Consider the following 17,913-nt stretch of genomic DNA (forward strand, 5'->3'; position numbering starts at 1 on the left):
TGCCGCCCATGCTGCGCCGACTCGTGAACGCCTTTTTTCAACATCAGATCCGCTTCCTGCGGCGCTTCACGGTCAGGCGCAGGCTCTTCGTGACCTTTCTGTTGATCTCCATTGCACCGCTTGCGATCGTAGCAACGGTGTCTTTTTATTACTCCTACAAGGACGCGCAGCAGAAAATCGAATCCTTCTCGATGCAGATCATCCATCAGGTGGAGATCAATGCGAACGCGATCGTCTCCGATTATGAGGCGCTGCTGCAGACGATCGTAAACGAGGATGTCGTGCAGACGGACATGAAGGGCGCCGACAAGCTCGACAAGCTCGGACAGTACAGCCTGGACGACGAGATCAAGCGGACGCTTAATGTGAAAATGAGGAGCAACCTTGCGGTATCGGGGATGACCGTCGCCCTGCTTAACGACAAATACAGCATGTTCGTCGGCAATCGCATGATGCCGCCTGCGTACAGCGGCACCCGCCTTTATCGGGAGACGCTCGGCCGCGCCGATGGGGGCATCACATGGGAGGCGCCTCATCTGAACGAAGTGAAAGGTTTCTTTCAGACGGGCGAAAAGGTGCTGACGCTGTCCGTCCCGATCAAGGACCGCTGGCGCGGCACGAACTTCGGGCTGGCCGCGCTCGCCGTGAAGCCCAGTGCATTCCATCCCATCCTGTCCAATCTCGGGGAAGCGGAGCAGGGACAAGTCTGGATCATCGACGAATCCGGCACGGTGATCTATAGCGAAGACGAAGCCCAGTGGGGGGAACCGCTGAACGATTCGAAGCTGATCTCCGCCATCGCGGACCGGGACTCGGGCAGCGGCCATTTCGACTATAAAGCCGGCGACGGACGCAAGTATCTGATGTCCTTCACCCGAATGAAGCATACCGGCTGGACGGTGGTCAACCAGATTCCCTATGACTATCTCATGCACAGCACAAAAAAAATATTGACCTTCACGATCGTCATCGCGGTTTTTTTCATGCTGCTGTCCGGTTATGTCGCCATGCTGGTGTTTAGCAGCATCTTCAGCGGGATTTACAGACTGATGAGCTCGATGCGTAATTTGGAAAAAGGGGACTTCAAGCTAACCAACGTCCAGCATGCCGGGAAGGACGAAATTCAGCGGCTGACTTCGACTTACGACAGGATGGTGGACCGGTTGAACGACCTGATCAATGAGCTGTACCGGGAGCGGGTCGTGAAGCAGGAGATGCAGATCAAGGCGCTTAAAGCGCAGATCAACCCTCACTTCCTGTACAACACGCTGGAGACGATCTCCAGTCTGGCCAAAATTCACGGCGTGCGCGACATCAGCAAGATGACGTCGTCGCTCTCTTACATTTTTCGCTACAGCATCACGGGGGAAGAGGACGTTGTTCCCCTTCGGGACGAGATTCGCAGCGTGGAGCACTATTTGCGCATCATCCAGATCCGGTACGGCGACCGCATGTCGTTCGAGATTGAAGTGCCGCCTGCGCTCCAGAACTGCAAGGTGCTGAAGCTGATTCTGCAGCCGCTCGTGGAAAACGCGATCCGGCACGGCATTGAGCCGAAGACGGTTCCCGGCACAGTAAAGGTGACCGCGGTCGGGGAGGGGGATCTGCTGCGGCTTGTCGTTCAGGACGACGGGGTGGGGATCGATACCGACCGGCTGATGGAGCTGAGCGGGCTGCTGTCGACCGAGATGGACGCCCCGCGCGTCCCGTCGTCGCGAGGCATCGGCCTGCTCAACGTGAAGGACCGGTTATGGCTCGCATACCGGGACGAAGCGGCTATGCGGCTGTCCAGCTCGCCGGGCAAGGGAACGACGATCGAGCTGACGCTGCCGCTGGAGATGGGGGAGGAAGGAGCGTGAAGCCGATGTATCGCGTGCTCATCGTGGAGGACGAGCAGCTCATCCGGGAAGGCTTTAAACGGACGATCGAGTGGGAGCGGTACGGCCTTGCGATCGTCGGCGAAGCGAAGGACGGCGAGGAAGGGCTGATCCTGGCGGAGATGCATCGGCCGCATCTCATCTTCGCCGACGTCCGGATGCCGGGCATGGACGGGCTTCAATTCGCCGAGCGCGCCCTCCGCCTGCTGCCCGATACGAAGATCGTCATCGTCAGCGGCTACAAGGACTACGATTATTTCCGCCATTCGCTGCAATTGGGGCTGTTCGACTATCTCCTGAAGCCCGTCGACGAGGACGAGCTGATCCGCGTCGTGGAGAACGCTGTCCGCAAGATCGACCAAAGCCAGACGGACAAGCGAAAAGAAATCGAAGCGCATTCCCGCATGCGCAGAAGCGAGGACGTGCTGCACGATGTCCTGCTGAGCAGGCTCGCTGCGGGCGACCTGTCTCCGCTTAAGGAGTGGATGCCGGACCCTTACCTGCAGCATATCGCGTTCGACGGGTATGCGGCAGCCGTCCTGCGTGTCGATAACTACCATAAGCTTGTGCGGGACGAATACGCAGGCGACGAGGAAGCGCTGCTGTTCGCCGTCGTCAATATTTGCGAGGAATCTTTGGGCCCGAACACAGTCACATTCCGTCAGCTTGGCTTGAAGAAGCAGATCACGCTTCTAAAGGGGTTTTCCGCCAATGAGGAAGACTTCGCCGCTGAACAATTCCACTTGAAATGCGCGGATCTGCTGGCGAACTTCAAGCGTTTTGGCAGGTTCAAAGTCAACGTTGGCGTCGGCCGCCCGCACGCGGGATGGGCGGGTATCCACGATTCGTATATCGAAGCCTGCGAGGCAGTCGAGCGAACGACCTTCGGCCAGAGCTACCGCCTCGTTCGCCCCAAAGAGACGGTGGAGCGCGAAGCTGCCGAGCCGCTGCTGTCTCCCGGGTTCGCGGAGCTGTTCAAATCGGCTTGCAAGCAGCGGGACGGAGAAAAGGCGGCCGCGCTGCTGGACGCCTTGCTGCGAACGCCGGCCGCGCAAGAAGCGACGCGTGGCGAGGTGTACGACGCGGCCGCGCGGTTGCTCGAATGGGCCGACCGGCTCTCCCGCGATGCCGCTTCCGGCATCGGCCGCGACGATCCCTACATTTTCGAGAGGGCCAGGCTATGCGCGCTCGACGGTCTGGAAGACATTCGCCAATGGGTCGCCGAAGAGCTGCGCGAGCTGAACCGGAGAGGGAACCCGGTCTACTCCGATCCCCGGGCGTTGATTCGCGATTTGAGGGAGTTCGTCGTCCGTCACTTCGCGTCCGAGGAGATCACGCTGGGACTGCTCTCCTCCAAGTTCGGGATGAACATCTACCAGATCTGCCGGATGTTCAAGAGCGAATTCAACGTTAATTTCCACGCGTTCCTGACGGATCTCAAAATGGAAAAAGCGAAAGCTTATTTACGGGATTCTTCCATGCCGGTTCAGGATATCGCTTTTATGGTCGGGTACAAGGAGACGAAGTATTTCTTCAAAGTATTCAAGAAGCATGTCGGCCAGACGCCGACGGAATACCGCAATCGAACGTAAAGGCCGTCCGACGCAAGCCTTCTCCCGCCGGGAAGCATCCCTGGAAGGAGGGGGCTGTTTTTTGCGGGGAGACGCAAAAAATTGCACCTTATTCGGCAATTGCGTCGGATTATGGCGGCGCCTTGGCGATGCTAAGATGAACGCATGAACAGCCTCGCAGAAAGGAAGGAACACAGGATGCGCACAGAACGCAGCACCGTCGGGGCGCGATTGGACCGGTGGGCGCCGATCGTTTTTACGGCACCGACCGTTTTGGTTATTTTGGCGCTCATGGTTTTCCCGTTTTTTTATTCCATTTACTTGAGCATGCTCAAATACAAGCTGACGCTGCCGGCGGCGAGCAGACGCTTCATCGGCTTCGATAACTACCGCTATATGCTGAACAACGACAGCTTCCTGCACGCCATCGCCTGGACGTTCACGTTCGCCGTGATCGCCGTCGCGGTTCAGGTCACGCTCGGGATGATCATGGCGCTCGTCCTGAACAGCAAAGCCTTCGGCAACCGGACGGCCGTATTCAAGAGCCTATTCATCATGCCGCTCATGCTGGCGCCGATCGTATCCGCGAAGATCTGGTCTCTGCTGTTCCAAGTCATCTACGGGCCGATCAACTATGTGATCTCGGCGCTCGGCTTCGACAAGGTGAGCTGGAGCGGAGAGACGCTGCCGGCGAAGATCTCCATCATCCTCGTCGACGTCTGGCAAGCCACGCCGTTCTGCATGCTGATTCTGCTTGCCGCGCTCAAGACGGTGCCCAAGGAATTGTCCGAGGCGGCGGCGATCGACGGAGCGGGCCGGGTCGGGAGCTTCTTCAAGATCACGATTCCGATGATCCGCAACTTCATCGCCCTTGTCGTATCGATTCGCATCATGGACGCCCTGCGGGTGTTCGACAGCGTCGTCGCCTTGACGAACGGAGCGCCGGGCGAGACGACGGAGACGCTCGCCACCGTTACCTACAAGACCGCGTTTCGTTATGCGGACATCGGCGCCGGCTCCGCAGGCTCCATTCTGTATTTCTTGCTGATCGTCGTCTTTTCTCTGCTCGCGTTCGTCTTCCTGCGACGCGGTCCGAATTCCATATAAGGGAGTTGACCCCATTGATAGCGAGAGAAAAGACGGTCGTCTCCGCCCTGCTCGGACTGTTCACCCTCTTCTTCCTCTTTCCGATCTACTGGACGCTGACGACTTCGATCAAGCCGAAGGGCTCGATCATCAAGCTGCCGCCGGAGTGGCTGCCGCTGCACTTCACCTGGTCCAACTATGTCGAGGTGTTCTCGCAAAACCACATCGGCCGCGTTTTTCTGAACAGCCTGTGGGTCGCTTCGGCAACGACGGCCATCACCGTGATCGTCACCGCGCTCGGGGGCTACGGCTTCTCACGGTTTAAGTTCAGGGGACGGAACTTGTGGATCTACACGACGATCATCGTTCGGATGATTCCCGGACTTCTGCTCATCATTCCGTACTATCTCATGTTTCAAAAAGCGGGACTGCTCAACACCTTGTCCGGCCTGATCATTGTCTATGTCACGGCCGCCATTCCGCTGGCGATCTACCTGTTCATGGGCTTCTACAGCGAGATGCCCGGCGAAGTGTTCGAGTCGGCCCGAATCGACGGCTGCTCCGAATACGGCATTTTCGGCCGGATCGCGCTGCCGCTCGTCGTGCCGGGCATCGTCGTTACTTCCATCCTCGTGTTCATGGGCGCCTGGAATGAATTTTCCTTATCGCTCATTCTCACCTTTTCGGACGACAAGAAGCTGCTGCCGCTGGCGATCAGCAGCCTGGTCCAGACTCAGAAGGATACGCCGCTGGGCGAGATTGCCGCCGCGGGCACGGTCGCGATGATTCCCGCAGTCGTGCTGTCCTTGACGACGCAAAAATATATCGTGGAGGGCTTTACTGCCGGAGCCGTCAAAGGATGAAGCCAGGAAGTTGCGGAGAGGGGTGAGAGCCGGGCTCGCTTGACTGTTTTCGAATGAAGATGGATCTTATAATCATACGGGAGGGTTCTCTACATGCTTAACGCAAACAAAGGAAGCGTCCGCGCGGCGCTCGGTTTGACCTTTGCCATATCCCTGGTTCTAGCCGGCTGCTCCGGCAACGATAATGGCGGCAACAGCACGACTTCGGCTGACGCATCGGCAAGCCCGACTGCCGATGCCGGTTCGGCCGTCAAGGTCGAAGGACCGACCGTATACGGGATTAAGCTGCAGGATATGGACGCGGGAGGCACGCTCAAGGGGCAGTACAAAGGAAAGAAAATCGTGGTCGCCACGATGGCGGGAGATACGGAGAAGGCGCTTAAGGACGCGGCAACTTACTTCGAGCAAGCTTCGGGGGCCACAGTCGAGGTTCAGAGCTTTCCGGCTCAATCGTATATGGAGAAAATCCAGCTGGACCTGCAAACGAACCATTCCTTCGATTCGATCGTCATGCCCGTCGCTTTGATCCACGGGTACGCGGAAGGCGGACTGGTCCAGGATCTGAAGCCTTATATCGATAACAAGGAGCTGGTCAGCCCGACGCTCAGCCTGGACGACTTCATCCCGAGTCTGCTCGATATTTACGGGAATTACAAATCGAAGCTGGTTGCTTTCCCCTATAAGCCCGATGCGCAAATCTTCTTCTACCGGAAGGACCTCTTTGAAGATCCGAAAATGAAAGAAAGCTTCAAGGCCAAGACGGGCCATGAGCTGGTCGTTCCGCAGACGCCGGAGCAAATGGCCGAGGCGGCTGCCTTCTTCACCAAGAGCCTCAATCCGGATTCCCCGGTGACCTACGGATACAGCACGATGGCGGACAATACATCCAGCCGCTGGATATGGACGAACCGGCTCGCCGCCTTCGGGGGCAGAGACGTAGACAAGGACTTCAAGCCTGCGTTCAACAACGAAGCAGGGCTGAAGGCGCTTGAATTCGCCAAGGACCTGACGCGATACGCGCCCAAAGAGCTGCTCACGCTTGGCTGGGACGAGGCCAACACGCTGTTCGCGAACGGCGAAGTGGCGATGATGGAGCAATGGCCGGGGCTGATCCAGACGGTAGAGGCGGATGGGTCCAAGGTCAAAGGCAAAGTGGGGTATGGCGTGACGCCGGGCGGCGCGCCGACGATGGGCGGGTGGTCGATCGCCATGACCGCTTCTACCGATAACCCGGAGCTGACGTATAAATTTCTCGAATACGTCACCTCGAAGGATCTGGAAGTGCTCAAGATCCAGGACAAAATGGACCCGACGCGCACCTCTAACTACATGAGACCCGAGCTTCAACAGCAATTCCCGATGTACCAGACGCTGCTGGACTCGCTCACGAAGGGCAAGATCATGGCCGATCCCGACGTGCCGTTCATCTCGCCGAAGCTGAACGACATCATGGAGAGCGCAGTGCAATCCGTGCTTCGGGGTGAACTGGAGCCGCAGAAGGCGCTCGATATTATGGACAAGAGCTTCACGGAGGAGATCAAGGGCGCGGGGATTGCGGGCGAATAAGAAGCCGATCGGATCGGTGAACGATTATACAGGCACGGCGAAAGGGCTGTCCCAAGTCATCGCGACGACTTGGGACAGCCCTTATCCGTTTGTCGTGCCCGCTATTCGGCTGCGCCTTACAGCACCTTTTGGACCGGTCCGCGAAGCTGTAGAGTAACTTTTTTCCTTTACATCACCTTGGACCGGTCCGCGACGTTGAAGAGCATGTTTGAGGTGAAAATCATGCACTTTTAATCGATTGATGATTTACGCCGCGCTGCACTAGAGCAGCTTGCGCAAGTCCGCGACCGACACCTCGACCTGCGGCACAAACGCGTCGGACCGGGCATAGCGGGCGAGACTGGTCAGGAATTGCCGGCCCTCCGGCGTGTCCGCGACTTGTTCGGCGTCAAGCGCGCAGACGAGCAGGCTGCCGCTTAGAACGCGGCATTCGAACAGGAAGCCCAGCTTGTGGTTGCGCTCGATGTTGTCGACGGTCCGGACGATCGGCGCGAGCGCCGAAGGGAGATCGTCGAGGATGAAGGCGCGCGAATGCTGGACCAGGCTCCACCAGGGATAGGTCGAATGCGTCTCGCTCGGAAAGTCCGCCAGCGCCGGGTGCTCCCGCTCGATGAGCAGGCCGTGGGTGCCGACCGGCAGCGGTTTGTTCATGCTCTCGGAGATCGAGCGGAACATCGGGTAGCACCAGAAGTCGGTGCAGTACGTGCCTTCGATGCTCCGCTTCGCGGTTTCCGGCTTCGCCAGCAGCAGCATCCGTTCTCCTTGCTCCAGCAGGCGCAGCGTATCGTCGGACAGCGAATGCGCGATGTGAACGCCTGCTGCCGCAGGCTCCCATGCCGTCTCGCGCGGATAGAGCCACAGTTCGTATGCCTTGCGAATATCCGTTCCTGCGAGTTCAAGGCTGAAGACGACCTTGGTCATCGCTTGCACGTCGGGCAGCTCGAAGCCGAGATCGGCGATGTCGATGTACGCTTCGCCTGCCTGCGCCGTCGCTTCGGCGCTGCCGTCGGCGAGCACGCGGTCCCCGTCGGCGATTGCCCAGCGGAGCCGAACAGAGCCAAGCGGCGCCTGCCGATAGTAGGCAAGCTCGACATGCGCGTCGAAACGCTCGCCGGCGGCATAGTTGTACTTGTCGAACCGTGCGAGCAGCACGGCGTCGGAGCAGTAGGTGCGCCACTCCTCGGGCGTCACGAGCCCCTTGCTGTCCATGAACGCGTCGAGGATGCCGACGAGCGCCGTGCCCTGGCCGCTGAAGTCCTGCAAGTCGAGCAGCTGGAAGCCGGCGAGCCGCCGCGAGCGGAACGCGGCCTCCAGCTCTTCTTTGTAGCAGGCGACGGCCAACCGTCCCGAAGCCTCGAAGTATCGGTCGGCCAGCTCGCCCAGCCCTTTAGCCTCCAGACGCTCGCGGAACGTCTCCAGATTGCGGGCCTTCAGCGAGCCCGTATACTTGGCGATCTCTTCGTAGCGCGGATACATCGCGTACTGCCCGATCTCGTGCGAGACGACGGGAATCTTCGGCACGAGCGCTTCGCCCGCGACATCCGCCTGCACGGTCTTGGTGCCCGTGCCGAACTGGATCTGGATGGCGCCTTCGCCCTTGCCGTCTTTGCCGCCCGTGTGGCCCGTGTCCGCGTCCGCCCGTCCGCCGCTCTCCGGCGGCACGATCTGCGCGTCGTAGTCCTTGCGCGTGCCGGGGCGGTCCGTCTGGACGTGGCCGAGCGGTGCATCGCACATTGCGTACGATCCGCGGAACAGGCGGTCCCGCGCGAACCGGACGCCGACGTAGAAGTCGTCGTTCGGCAGAATCACCGGCGCGAACTGAAAGTTGTTGCAGCCCTGCGCGTACAGATGGCGGTCGTCATGCGCTTTGTAGGCTGCCAGGATCACGTCCAGTCGGGACTTGCTCCCCCAGAGCTCGTTGCCGAGCGACATCATGACGAACGAGGGATGATTGCCGTAGGCGTCCAGCATGGCGAAGCCTTCGCGGACGAGGTAATCCTGCTGCACCCGGTCGTGATTCGCGTCGCCTTCGTCCGTGACGGTGCCCCAGAACGGCAGCTCCGGCTCCATGAAGATGCCGAGCCGGTCGGCGGCCTCGAAGGCGGCTTCCGGCGGACAGCACGTATGGAAGCGGTAATGGTTGATGCCGTAGGACTTGGCAATGCCCAATATGTGCAGCCATTCGTCGACGGAGGTCGGCGCGAAGCCGGTCAGTGGGGAAATGAGGCCGTCGTGCTTGCCCCGCAGAAACGTGCGGACGCCGTTGATCGCAAACTTGTCCCCGTCCGCCTTGAACTCGCGCAGCCCCGCGACGATGTCGCGTGCGTCCAGCGCCTCGCCGCTCGCGTCCAGCAGACGGACGGCGAGGCGGTACAGATGCGGCTCCGCGTCGCTCCACAGCCGGGCGTCCTCGCCCAGCTCGAACCGGACGGATGCCGAGGAGGTATCACTGCCGCCACCGGCGTCTACGTCAAATATCCGTTCGGCTGCTGCGTGGTCGTGGCCGTTAAAGCCCGCCGCCGATACGGCGAGCCGCCGCGCCCCGGAGCCGGACCAATCCGCGCGCACGACGAACGATCGGTCCGCGACGCTCGGGTAGACCTGTACGCCCAGCAGATGCGTCGCGGCCGCAAACCGCAGCTCGATCCGGCCGGTGATCCCGTTCCAGTTGCTCTGCGTGTCCGGCGACGTCAGGTGGCCGCCCTTGGTCGGATAATCCGTGTTGTCGACGCGGATCGTCAGCGTATGCCTACCCGGCCCAAGCAAGCCGGTCAGCTCGTACAAGTGCGGCGTGCCCAGGCTGTCGCGCGCGCCGGCCTCCCGGTCGTCGATCCACACGGTCGTCATCCGTGTCCGTTCGAGATACAGGAAGACCGAGCCGCCGGCCGCCGCTTCGGGAACGTCCACTTCCCGCGAGAACCAGGCCCAGCCCTCGAACTTGTATTCGTCCGTCAGGTGGCCGATCTCGACCGCCTCGTTCCGCGGCCCCTTTCGCGCGTATGAGGTTGTGCCGGGGAGCTGCATCGTATCGTCGAAGGGCAGCTGCAGCCCGCGTTTGCCCGCGTCCAGCTGAACGTTCCATGGACCGGACAGGTCGATTGTCGTTAACAAGCGATCACCTTCTGCTCGATTATTTGGCATAGTCGCGATATTCCTGGGGCGTCTGGCCCACGACTTTTTTGAATAAATACGTGAAGTAAGCCGCAGTCTGAAAGCCGACCTGCGCGGCGACCTCGTAGATCTTGACATTCGGGTCCCGCAGCAGCTCCTTCGCCCGGGTCATGCGCGCATCCTGAACGTAGTCCGAGATCGTGCGGCCCGTCTCCTTCTTGAACAGGACGCTCAGGTAGCTCGCGTTCAGATGGAACTGCTCCGCCAGCTGCTTGACCGTCATTGGGTCCTGCAGATGCACCGCGATGTAGTCCGCTATTCTGCGGATCAGATTGTGCTGCGGCGCGGCGTCCTCACGTTTGATCGACCGGCTGAACCGCGCCATGTAGTCGAGCACGGCCTCCCGCACTTCGCCGGCGTCGGTGCAGTCGATCAGCCGCTGCCAGACGAGGATGTTGGCGTTGTCCGCGCCGTCCTCCTTGCCGGAGCCGATCTTCGCCAGCTCGCTGATGATACCCATGCCGAACGCCTGCACGTACGAAAAGGACGCGGGCTGGCGCGCGAGCAGCCGCTCGAACGCCAGATCGAACATGACGCGCGCCTGATCGTCTTCGCCGCGCTCCAGCAGCCGGATCATCTCCGGCACTTCTTCTTCCTTGAGCAGGTATTCGCGGTACTCCTCCGCCTCGGCCCGGTCGAAGTACAGAATGCGTCCCCCGCCGCCCAGACGCGCTTTGGCCAGCATATGCTTCGCTTCCTTGTACAGCGGCGGGACGTCCTCCCAGCCGTCGCCGTCCCGGCTGACGCCGATCGTGACCGAGGCGTCGTACTGCTCGCGGATGATCTCCTGCATGAACTGCAGCTGCTTCTCCATGCCGGCCCGGTCGAGAGGCTTCGCGTTCAGGTGAACGACCGCCGTCTCGCTCGCGCCCGTCTTGCCGACGTATGTTCCTTCCCAGCCGGACAGCCCGATCTTAACGGCCTTCCACAGGCCGTCCGCAAGCAGAATCCGCTGCCGCGCATCGGCAGGTGCCCCTCGTTCCTGGCGATCGTACGCGAAGAGGAACAGCCGAATATGGCGCACCTCGCCGGGCAGGTCCAACAGCCGCCGCCAGGAATCCATCAGCTCCGCATCCTCGGAACGGCCTTCGATCAGGTCGTTCACGAACCGGTCCTGCAGCACGTCCAGGCTGCCCGTGAGCTTGTCCTGGAGCGCCCGGGTCTCGCGCTCGATCTGCTCGCGCTTCTCGATCGCCGCGCGGAAGGCGGACAGCTTCTCCTCGATCTCCTCCGTGCGGATCGGCTTGAGCACGTACGCCTTGGCGCCCAGATGAATGGCCTCCTGCACGAATTCGAACTCGTCGAAGCCGCTGATCATGAGCGTTTGGAGCGACTGGAGCTTCGGATAGTCCGCCCTGCACTTCGCCAGCAGCTCAATCCCGGTCATGCCGGGCATCGAGACGTCCGTGATCAGCACGTCGACGTCCATGTCGCCCAGAATCTCCAGCGCTTCCTCGCCGGATTCGGCCGTCAGCGGCGGCGCATAGCCGAGCCGCTCCCAGCCGACGTGGCGAACGAGTCCCTGGATATGCAGCGGCTCGTCGTCCACGATCAATGCCTGTATCATCATCCTTCACCTCGCTTCAATTCGGGCCGTTCCTCGCAGACGGGAATCAGGATCGAGACGGACGTTCCCGCGTCGGGGGCGCTGTCGATGTCGAGTCGGCCCTCGTCGCCGAAGTACAGTCGCAGCCGCTCGCGAATGTTGTTCATCCCGAAGCCGTTGTTCGTGCCTTCGTAATCGCCGGCGCGCACCCTCGCGAGCACGCTTGCCGTCATGCCCTTCCCGTTGTCCTGGACGAGGAAACGCACGGATCGCTCCTCGCGGCGGACGGCGATGCGAATGAGCGCGCCCGGACGCTTCGTAATGTCGCCGTGCAGGTAGCAATTTTCGACGATCGGCTGCAGCAGCAGCTTGATCGTATACAGGTCGAGCGTATCCTCGTCGATCTCCCAAACAGCCTGGACGCGATCGGGGTAGCGCAACTGCTGAATTTCCAGGTACGCCTTGAGGTGCCCGACTTCGTCGCGGATGCGCGTCACGTTCACGCGGTTGTTGAGCGCCAGCCGGTAAAAGGTCGTCAGCGCGTCGATCGTCCGCAGCTGCATCTCGTCCTGCAGGTCCATCGCGCGCCAGCGGATCAGGCTGAGCGAATTATAAATAAAGTGGGGGTTGATCTGCGCCTGCAGCGCCTTGAACGACTGCTCCCGCTCCTTGAGGTTCGCTTGCGTGTTTTCCTCGACCAGCCGGCCGAGCCGGCCCGACATCGAGTTGAACAGCACCTCGAGCTCGCCGAGCTCGTCGCGGTCTCTGTTCCGGACGGTCACCTCGAACACGCCCTGCGAGATGTCCGTCATGCGGCTGCCGAGCTTGCGGATGCGCCAGACGACGTTTTTGACGACGGCCGTGATGAGGAAGACGGACAGCAGCAGGAAGAAGGCGATGCCGACGCCGACCGCGTAGTAGATTCGCTTGGACTGCTTTTCCAGCTGTTCGATATGCACGAGCGCGGCGACCGACCAGCCGCCGGCGATCCGCTGCACGATGAGCACCTTGCCGGCGATGGCGTCGTTCACCTGGTTCGCGTGACGCCAGTAGCGGTCCAGCGAGGAGGCGGAGAGATCCGCGCCGATGGCCGCGGTCTCGGAGGAGGCGATGATCCGCGCGTCCTGGTCGACGATATAGAGGTCGCCTGCCCCGTTAAAGGGGTGATCGAGCGGCTCCGCGAACACGTCGTTATAATCCAGCAGCAGGTAGATCGCGCCGTGCGCACGGCCGTAGCCGTCCATGATCTTGCGGGACACGACGAGCTTGCGCGCGTCGTCTTGCGCATTGGTCCAGCTGAGGATGCCCGGATCGCCGATCGTCCGCTCGTACCAGTCGCGCTCGGGCATGCCGGCGAGCATCCGGTTCTCGGGCTTCCAGAGCAGTCCGCCGTCCTGCACCAGCGTGTCGTTCGTATGATAGATGCGGAAGTCCTCGATGCCGGGCAGGTATTTGGCGGTGAACAGGAAGGAGCGGTCCACGTACTTCACCGTCTCGAGCTGCTCCGCCATGTCCGCGTAATTCCGGGACAGCCGGGAGATCAGCTCGCCGTCCGTCGCCGTCCGCGTCGCGAGCAGATCGTAGGTCTGTTTGCGAAAATCGATGCTCTGCGCGGTCTGTCGGACCGCTTCCTTGATCGTGAGCAGGTAGTTGGACCGCACGTTGTGAAACGTCAGGTAGCCCGCGCCCAGCGCCAGCAGAACGGTCGGGATGAAGACGATCAATCCGTAGAGAAGGACGATCTTGCCCCGCATATTCATGGACCTGGTCGCCCGAATGATCGATCTCTCCAACGATTGTCCGAACTTCATGCCGTTCCCCCGTCCCCGAAGTCAATGCGCGCCTTTACAAAGGCAAAGGGAGCAACCCCGTAGGGCTGCTCCTGCTTCATTTAAAATTCGCCGTTCGCCGCGACGTCCGCTTTGTACGTCTCAAGCCATTCGGCCTTCATCTCGCTCCAGTGCGCGCGCTTCTCGAGCGCGTCCTGGAACGCCTTCCAGGTCGACTCGAACTGCGCGTCGTCCTTGGACATGAGCAGCTTCGCGCGGTATTCCTTGCGAAGATTCTCGATCTCGGGCGCGTACTTCTCCCAGGTGCCGCCTTCCTTCGGCGTCAGCAGGTCGTAATTGTGCGCCGCGCGCACGCCGCCCATCTTGCCGACGGCCTCGGTGAACGCCGGCGTCTTGGCCGCGCCGGCTTTGTCGACCTCGCTGTTCCACCACGGATACCACTTATTGTTGTAGGAAGAGGTCATGTACAGCTCCGGCGTGACCTTGGCTTTGCGGGCGACGTCGCCCGAGTTGCGATCGGCCTTATAATTATCGTCGATGTATTTCCACTTTCCAAGCGGTTGATCGATCCAGTCCCAATACAGGCCGGCTGGGCCTTCGTTGATGACCTGCTGCTGCTCCGGCTTCGGCGCCAGCGTATAATCGAAGAACTTCAGGATCGCGTCGAGGTTTTTCGTCTTTTTGCTGATGTAGACATCATAGCCCGGGTACGGATTGACGACCTGGTTGGTGCCGACCTGATCGACGCCGGGAACCTTCGGGAACGGGATCACCTGGTAGTACCAGCCCGGCTCGGTCGGACCGTCGAGCGTCTCCCACAGCGTCGTGTCGATATTGAAGAAGCTGCCCACATTAAGCGCGACGCGGCCGGACTTGTTTTTCTCCTTGTACCGTTCCTTCTTGTCCGTGACGACTTCGGGATCGATCAGCTTTTCCCGGTACAGCTTGTTCATCCACTGGTAGGCGGCCTTGTACTGCGGATCGTCGAACGTAAATACGAAGTCGTCGCCTTTCTTCGCGACGCCCTTGCCGGAAGTCGACACGCCGAAGGCGGTCAGAATGGCGTTCTCGTCGTTCCAGCCCGCCGTATCGTTCGTGTCCATCAGGAACGACATCGGGAGCAGCGCTTTGCCGGAGGCGTCCTTCTGCTCGGCGGCCTTCTTCAGGAACGTCTCGACGCCGTCCAGCGTGGACAGGTCTTCGAGCTTCATGCCGGCCTTCTCCACGACGTCCGTGCGCACCGTCCAGGCCAGCGAGGACCAGCCCGGCCACGGATCGTTCGGATTCTGGTCGAACCAGGCCGGGATGGACCAGATATGGCCGTCCTTGTCCTTCATCCGATCCAGATACTGCTTCGGGATGGAGGCGAGGCCCGGATATTTGTCCGGCATGTCGAAGTACTGCTCGAGCGACATGATCTGGTTGGAGCGGCCCATCGCGCTCTTGACCGTATCGTTGCGGCTGAAGATCGCGGCGTCGTCGAAACCGCCCGTATTAATATTAAGGTTCAGTGCCGTCAGCGCGTCGCCCTGGGTCGCTTCGAGCTTCACGTCGACGCCGGGCTCTTTTTCCCGCCAATACTTCTGCACGAGGCTGTCGTTGTTGATCGTGGCCGTCCAGCCCAGCCACAGCTTGAACGCGAGCGGATCTCCGGAAGCCTGGCTGGCGGATGCCGATGCGGATGACGTTGTCTGCGCGGATGACGTGCCCGCGGCTTCGGAGCCGGCGTTCGCATTGTTGCCGCCGTTGCCGGAGCAGCCTGCGAGCACGGCGAGCATGGCCGCCAGCGACAGCGCGACCGTTCCCTTGCTCTTTCTCATGGAGCGCATTGAATTTCCCCTATTCTCTGTGAAATTGGTATATGAACATCTTGCGTATACCCTGCGAGAGATACAAGTCTAACCTTTGACCGAACCGATGAGCACGCCCTTGACGAAATACTTCTGCAGGAACGGATAGACGCACAGGATCGGCAGCGCGCTCACCATGACGACGGCCATCTTGATCGACATGAGCGTAATGTTTTGCATCTCGGCGCTGCGGGCGAGCGCTTCCTGGTTCGAATTCGAGCCGAGCACGGTCGACAGATCCGACGCCGACAGCAGCTGCTGAAGGAACGTCTGCACCGGGATGAGCGACTGGGAGGTCACGTAGAACGCACCCGAGAACCAATCGTTCCAGTGCCCGACGGCCGTGAACAGGCCCAGCGCGGCGAGCATCGGCTTGGACAGCGGCATGACGATCTGCAGCAGCGTTCGCAGCGGGCCGGCGCCGTCCAGCTCGGCGGACTCGATGAGCGCCTCCGGGATGCCCTGGATGAACTTCAGCATGACGAACATGTTCCAGGCCGAGAAGAGGCTGGGGAAAATGAACACCCAGAAGGTGTCGAGCAAGTGCAGGTTGTTGAGCTGAATGTAGAGCGGGACGAGCCCGCCGTTGAACAGCATCGTGATCAGCACGTAGGCCAGAATCGCCGAACGCAGCGGCAGCTTCCTGTACGACAGGCCGTATGCCGCGAGCAGGGTGACGAACAGCCCGAGCACCGTGCCGAGCACCGTCCTGCCGATCGTGATCAGGTACGAATGCCGGATAACCTCGTTGCCGAGCACGATCTCGTAGTTGATCGTCGTGAAGCTGCGCGGCCAGATGTAGACGCCGCCCCGGGCCGCGTCCGCGCCGTCGTTGAGCGAGATGGCCAGCATGTACAGGAACGGGTATACGACGCTTAAACACAATAATGCCAGAAGGGCGACGATGAAGCCGTAGGCAACTTTTTCCGCGGAATTCTTTTTCATCGTCTCACCACAATCCTTCGCCGTTTATTCTGCGCGACAGCTGGTTCGTCCCGAGGACGAGCACGAGACCGATGACGGAGGAGAGCAGCCCGACTGCGGTCGACATCCCGAAGTAGCCCTGCTGCAGCCCGCTTCGCAGCACGTACGTGTCGAGCACGTCCGCGACCTCCATATTGGCCGAGTTCATAAGTGGATAGATCTGATCCATCCCGACATTGATGAGGCTGGGGATGCTGAGGATCAGCACGATGGAGATCGTCGGCAGGATGCCGGGTATCGTGATATGCCGGATCTGCGCCATCTTGCCGGCGCCCTCTACCTTGGCCGCTTCGTACAGCTGCGGGTCGATCGTCGTGATCGCTGCGAGGTAGAGGATCGTATTCCAGCCGGTCTCCTTCCACAGCCCGCTGCCGACGACGATGGGCCGGAACCATTCGGTCGATCCCAGGAAGAACACCGGGTCTCCGCCCGCCTTGCCGATCAGCTGGTTGACGAGCCCGCCGTCCAGCGTAAGGAACGACTGCAGCATGTATGCCACCACGATCCAGGAGAAGAAGTGGGGCAGGTAGCTGACCGATTGCACGAACCGCTTGAAGGTGGAATGCGTCACCTCGTTGATCAGCAGCGCCAGCAGGATCGGCGCCGGGAAGCCGAAAATAAACTTCAGGACGGAGATGTACAGCGTATTCCGAACGACCGTCCAGAACTGCGGCTCGTGCAGGAAAGCGAAGTTGTCGAGCCCGACCCACGGCGCGCTCCAGATGGACGTCCCGATCTGAAAGTCGCGGAAGGCGACAAGTATGCCGGCCATCGGCATATAGCTGAACAAGAACAGCAGCACGACGCTCGGCAGGATCATCAAGTATTGCCAACGATGTTTGAAAAACTTAGCGTACATGGCCATCCTCCTTATGAATCCATCATAAAGGGTTGGCGGTAAGCGCATCCATGAGACGGCGATTGGATTTCTATCGTTTTGATTGGAAGATGGGGCGGGGGCGCTTTTGTTTTGCCGCATGATGGGGAGCGGTGGGGAAGTGCGAGAGAGGCGCGGTGTGCGAATAGCCCATTGTTGCGCTATTTTGGAGTACCAGGTGAGCGGCGGGGATGCGAGCGAGGGGAGTGAGTGCGCGAATAGCGCGATTTTGCGCTATTTTGGAGTATCAGGTGAGCGGCGGGGTTTCGAGCGAGGGGAGTGAGTGCGCGAATAGCGCGATTTTGCGCTATTTTGGAGTATCAGGTGAGCGGCGGGGTTGCGAGCGAGGGGAGTGAGTGCGAGAATAGCGCGATTTTGCGCTATTTTGGAGTATCAGGTGAGCTGCGGGGTTGCGAGCGAGGGGAGTGAGTGCGAGAATAGCGCGATTTTGCGCTATTCTGAAGTGTCACGAGAGCGGCGGGGTTGCGAGCGAGGGGAGTGAGTGCGAGGATTGCGCGATTTTGGGCTATTTTGGAGTGTCAGGTGAGCGGCGGGTTGCGTGCGAGGGGAGTGAGTGCGAGAATAGCGCGATTTTGGGCTATTTTGGAGTATCAGGTGAGCGGCGGGGTTGCGAGCGAGGGGAGTGAGTGCGAGGATAGCGCGATTTTGGGCTATTTTGGAGTATCAGGTGAGCGGCGGGGTTGCGAGCGAGGGGAGTGAGTGCGAGGATAG

General features: G+C 60.6%; 12 protein-coding genes. 6 read left to right on the plus strand and 6 right to left on the minus strand.

Annotation, left to right across the window (positions count from 1 at the left end; translation table 11 throughout):
• The first annotated feature begins 8 nt into the window (after positions 1–8).
• The 6 genes from KVT38_RS04655 to KVT38_RS04680 all read left to right on the plus strand — a co-directional run bounded on the left by KVT38_RS04655 (position 9) and on the right by KVT38_RS04680 (position 7,120).
• Positions 9–1,859: a cache domain-containing sensor histidine kinase gene (locus KVT38_RS04655; protein ID WP_217592526.1), complete on the plus strand. Its 1,851-nt coding sequence runs from the start codon at positions 9–11 to the stop codon at positions 1,857–1,859.
• A gap of 5 nt (positions 1,860–1,864) precedes the next feature.
• Complete coding sequence (locus tag KVT38_RS04660; protein ID WP_254639001.1) at positions 1,865–3,469, plus strand: response regulator; 1,605 nt, start codon at positions 1,865–1,867, stop codon at positions 3,467–3,469.
• A 177-nt stretch (positions 3,470–3,646) separates the two neighbouring features.
• The gene (locus tag KVT38_RS04665) at positions 3,647–4,555 is read left to right on the plus strand and encodes a carbohydrate ABC transporter permease (RefSeq protein ID WP_217592528.1); all 909 of its coding nucleotides are present in this window, start codon (positions 3,647–3,649) and stop codon (positions 4,553–4,555) included.
• A gap of 14 nt (positions 4,556–4,569) precedes the next feature.
• Positions 4,570–5,397, plus strand: coding sequence for a carbohydrate ABC transporter permease (locus KVT38_RS04670; RefSeq protein ID WP_217592529.1), 828 nt, complete (start codon positions 4,570–4,572; stop codon positions 5,395–5,397).
• Positions 5,398–5,490: 93 nt separating this feature from the next.
• Positions 5,491–6,963 (plus strand): ABC transporter substrate-binding protein, encoded by a 1,473-nt coding sequence (locus KVT38_RS04675; protein WP_217592530.1) that lies wholly within the window; start codon positions 5,491–5,493, stop codon positions 6,961–6,963.
• Positions 6,950–7,120, plus strand: a complete 171-nt coding sequence (locus KVT38_RS04680; RefSeq protein ID WP_217592531.1) for a hypothetical protein — start codon at positions 6,950–6,952, stop codon at positions 7,118–7,120. The genes KVT38_RS04675 and KVT38_RS04680 overlap by 14 nt, the downstream gene beginning before the upstream one ends.
• 104 nt (positions 7,121–7,224) lie before the next feature.
• Here KVT38_RS04680 and KVT38_RS04685 read toward each other — a convergent pair whose 3' ends face one another.
• The 6 genes from KVT38_RS04685 to KVT38_RS04710 all read right to left on the minus strand — a co-directional run bounded on the left by KVT38_RS04685 (position 7,225) and on the right by KVT38_RS04710 (position 17,163).
• Positions 7,225–10,074: a glycoside hydrolase family 2 TIM barrel-domain containing protein gene (locus KVT38_RS04685; RefSeq protein ID WP_254638987.1), complete on the minus strand. Its 2,850-nt coding sequence runs from the start codon at positions 10,072–10,074 to the stop codon at positions 7,225–7,227.
• A gap of 19 nt (positions 10,075–10,093) precedes the next feature.
• On the minus strand, positions 10,094–11,704 hold the full coding sequence (locus KVT38_RS04690; protein WP_254638988.1) for a response regulator: 1,611 nt from the start codon (positions 11,702–11,704) through the stop codon (positions 10,094–10,096).
• Positions 11,701–13,491, minus strand: coding sequence for a cache domain-containing sensor histidine kinase (locus KVT38_RS04695; protein WP_217592533.1), 1,791 nt, complete (start codon positions 13,489–13,491; stop codon positions 11,701–11,703). The genes KVT38_RS04690 and KVT38_RS04695 overlap by 4 nt, the downstream gene beginning before the upstream one ends.
• A gap of 80 nt (positions 13,492–13,571) precedes the next feature.
• Positions 13,572–15,299: a type 2 periplasmic-binding domain-containing protein gene (locus KVT38_RS04700; protein WP_217592534.1), complete on the minus strand. Its 1,728-nt coding sequence runs from the start codon at positions 15,297–15,299 to the stop codon at positions 13,572–13,574.
• Between the two features lie 69 nt (positions 15,300–15,368).
• Positions 15,369–16,265 carry a carbohydrate ABC transporter permease gene (locus KVT38_RS04705; protein ID WP_217592535.1) on the minus strand — a complete coding sequence of 299 codons (897 nt, stop codon included), beginning with the start codon at positions 16,263–16,265 and terminating at the stop codon, positions 15,369–15,371.
• A gap of 4 nt (positions 16,266–16,269) precedes the next feature.
• Entirely contained in the window at positions 16,270–17,163 is an 894-nt protein-coding gene (locus KVT38_RS04710; protein ID WP_217592536.1) for an ABC transporter permease, read from the minus strand.
• Between the last annotated feature and the right edge of the window lie 750 nt (positions 17,164–17,913).

The sequence above is a fragment of the Cohnella sp. GbtcB17 genome (assembly GCF_019091135.1).
Classification (GTDB): Bacteria; Bacillota; Bacilli; order Paenibacillales; family Paenibacillaceae; genus Cohnella.

Excerpts from the sequence above, each read along its gene's own strand:
- KVT38_RS04700 (WP_217592534.1), bottom strand. The coding sequence starts at position 15,299 with ATGCGCTCCATGAGAAAGAGCAAGGGAACGGTCGCGCTGTCGCTGGCG.
- KVT38_RS04705 (WP_217592535.1), bottom strand. The coding sequence starts at position 16,265 with ATGAAAAAGAATTCCGCGGAAAAAGTTGCCTACGGCTTCATCGTCGCC.
- KVT38_RS04710 (WP_217592536.1), bottom strand. The coding sequence starts at position 17,163 with ATGTACGCTAAGTTTTTCAAACATCGTTGGCAATACTTGATGATCCTG.
- KVT38_RS04665 (WP_217592528.1), top strand. The coding sequence starts at position 3,647 with ATGCGCACAGAACGCAGCACCGTCGGGGCGCGATTGGACCGGTGGGCG.
- KVT38_RS04660 (WP_254639001.1), top strand. The coding sequence starts at position 1,865 with ATGTATCGCGTGCTCATCGTGGAGGACGAGCAGCTCATCCGGGAAGGC.
- KVT38_RS04675 (WP_217592530.1), top strand. The coding sequence starts at position 5,491 with ATGCTTAACGCAAACAAAGGAAGCGTCCGCGCGGCGCTCGGTTTGACC.
- KVT38_RS04655 (WP_217592526.1), top strand. The coding sequence starts at position 9 with ATGCTGCGCCGACTCGTGAACGCCTTTTTTCAACATCAGATCCGCTTC.
- KVT38_RS04690 (WP_254638988.1), bottom strand. The coding sequence starts at position 11,704 with ATGATGATACAGGCATTGATCGTGGACGACGAGCCGCTGCATATCCAG.
- KVT38_RS04695 (WP_217592533.1), bottom strand. The coding sequence starts at position 13,491 with ATGAAGTTCGGACAATCGTTGGAGAGATCGATCATTCGGGCGACCAGG.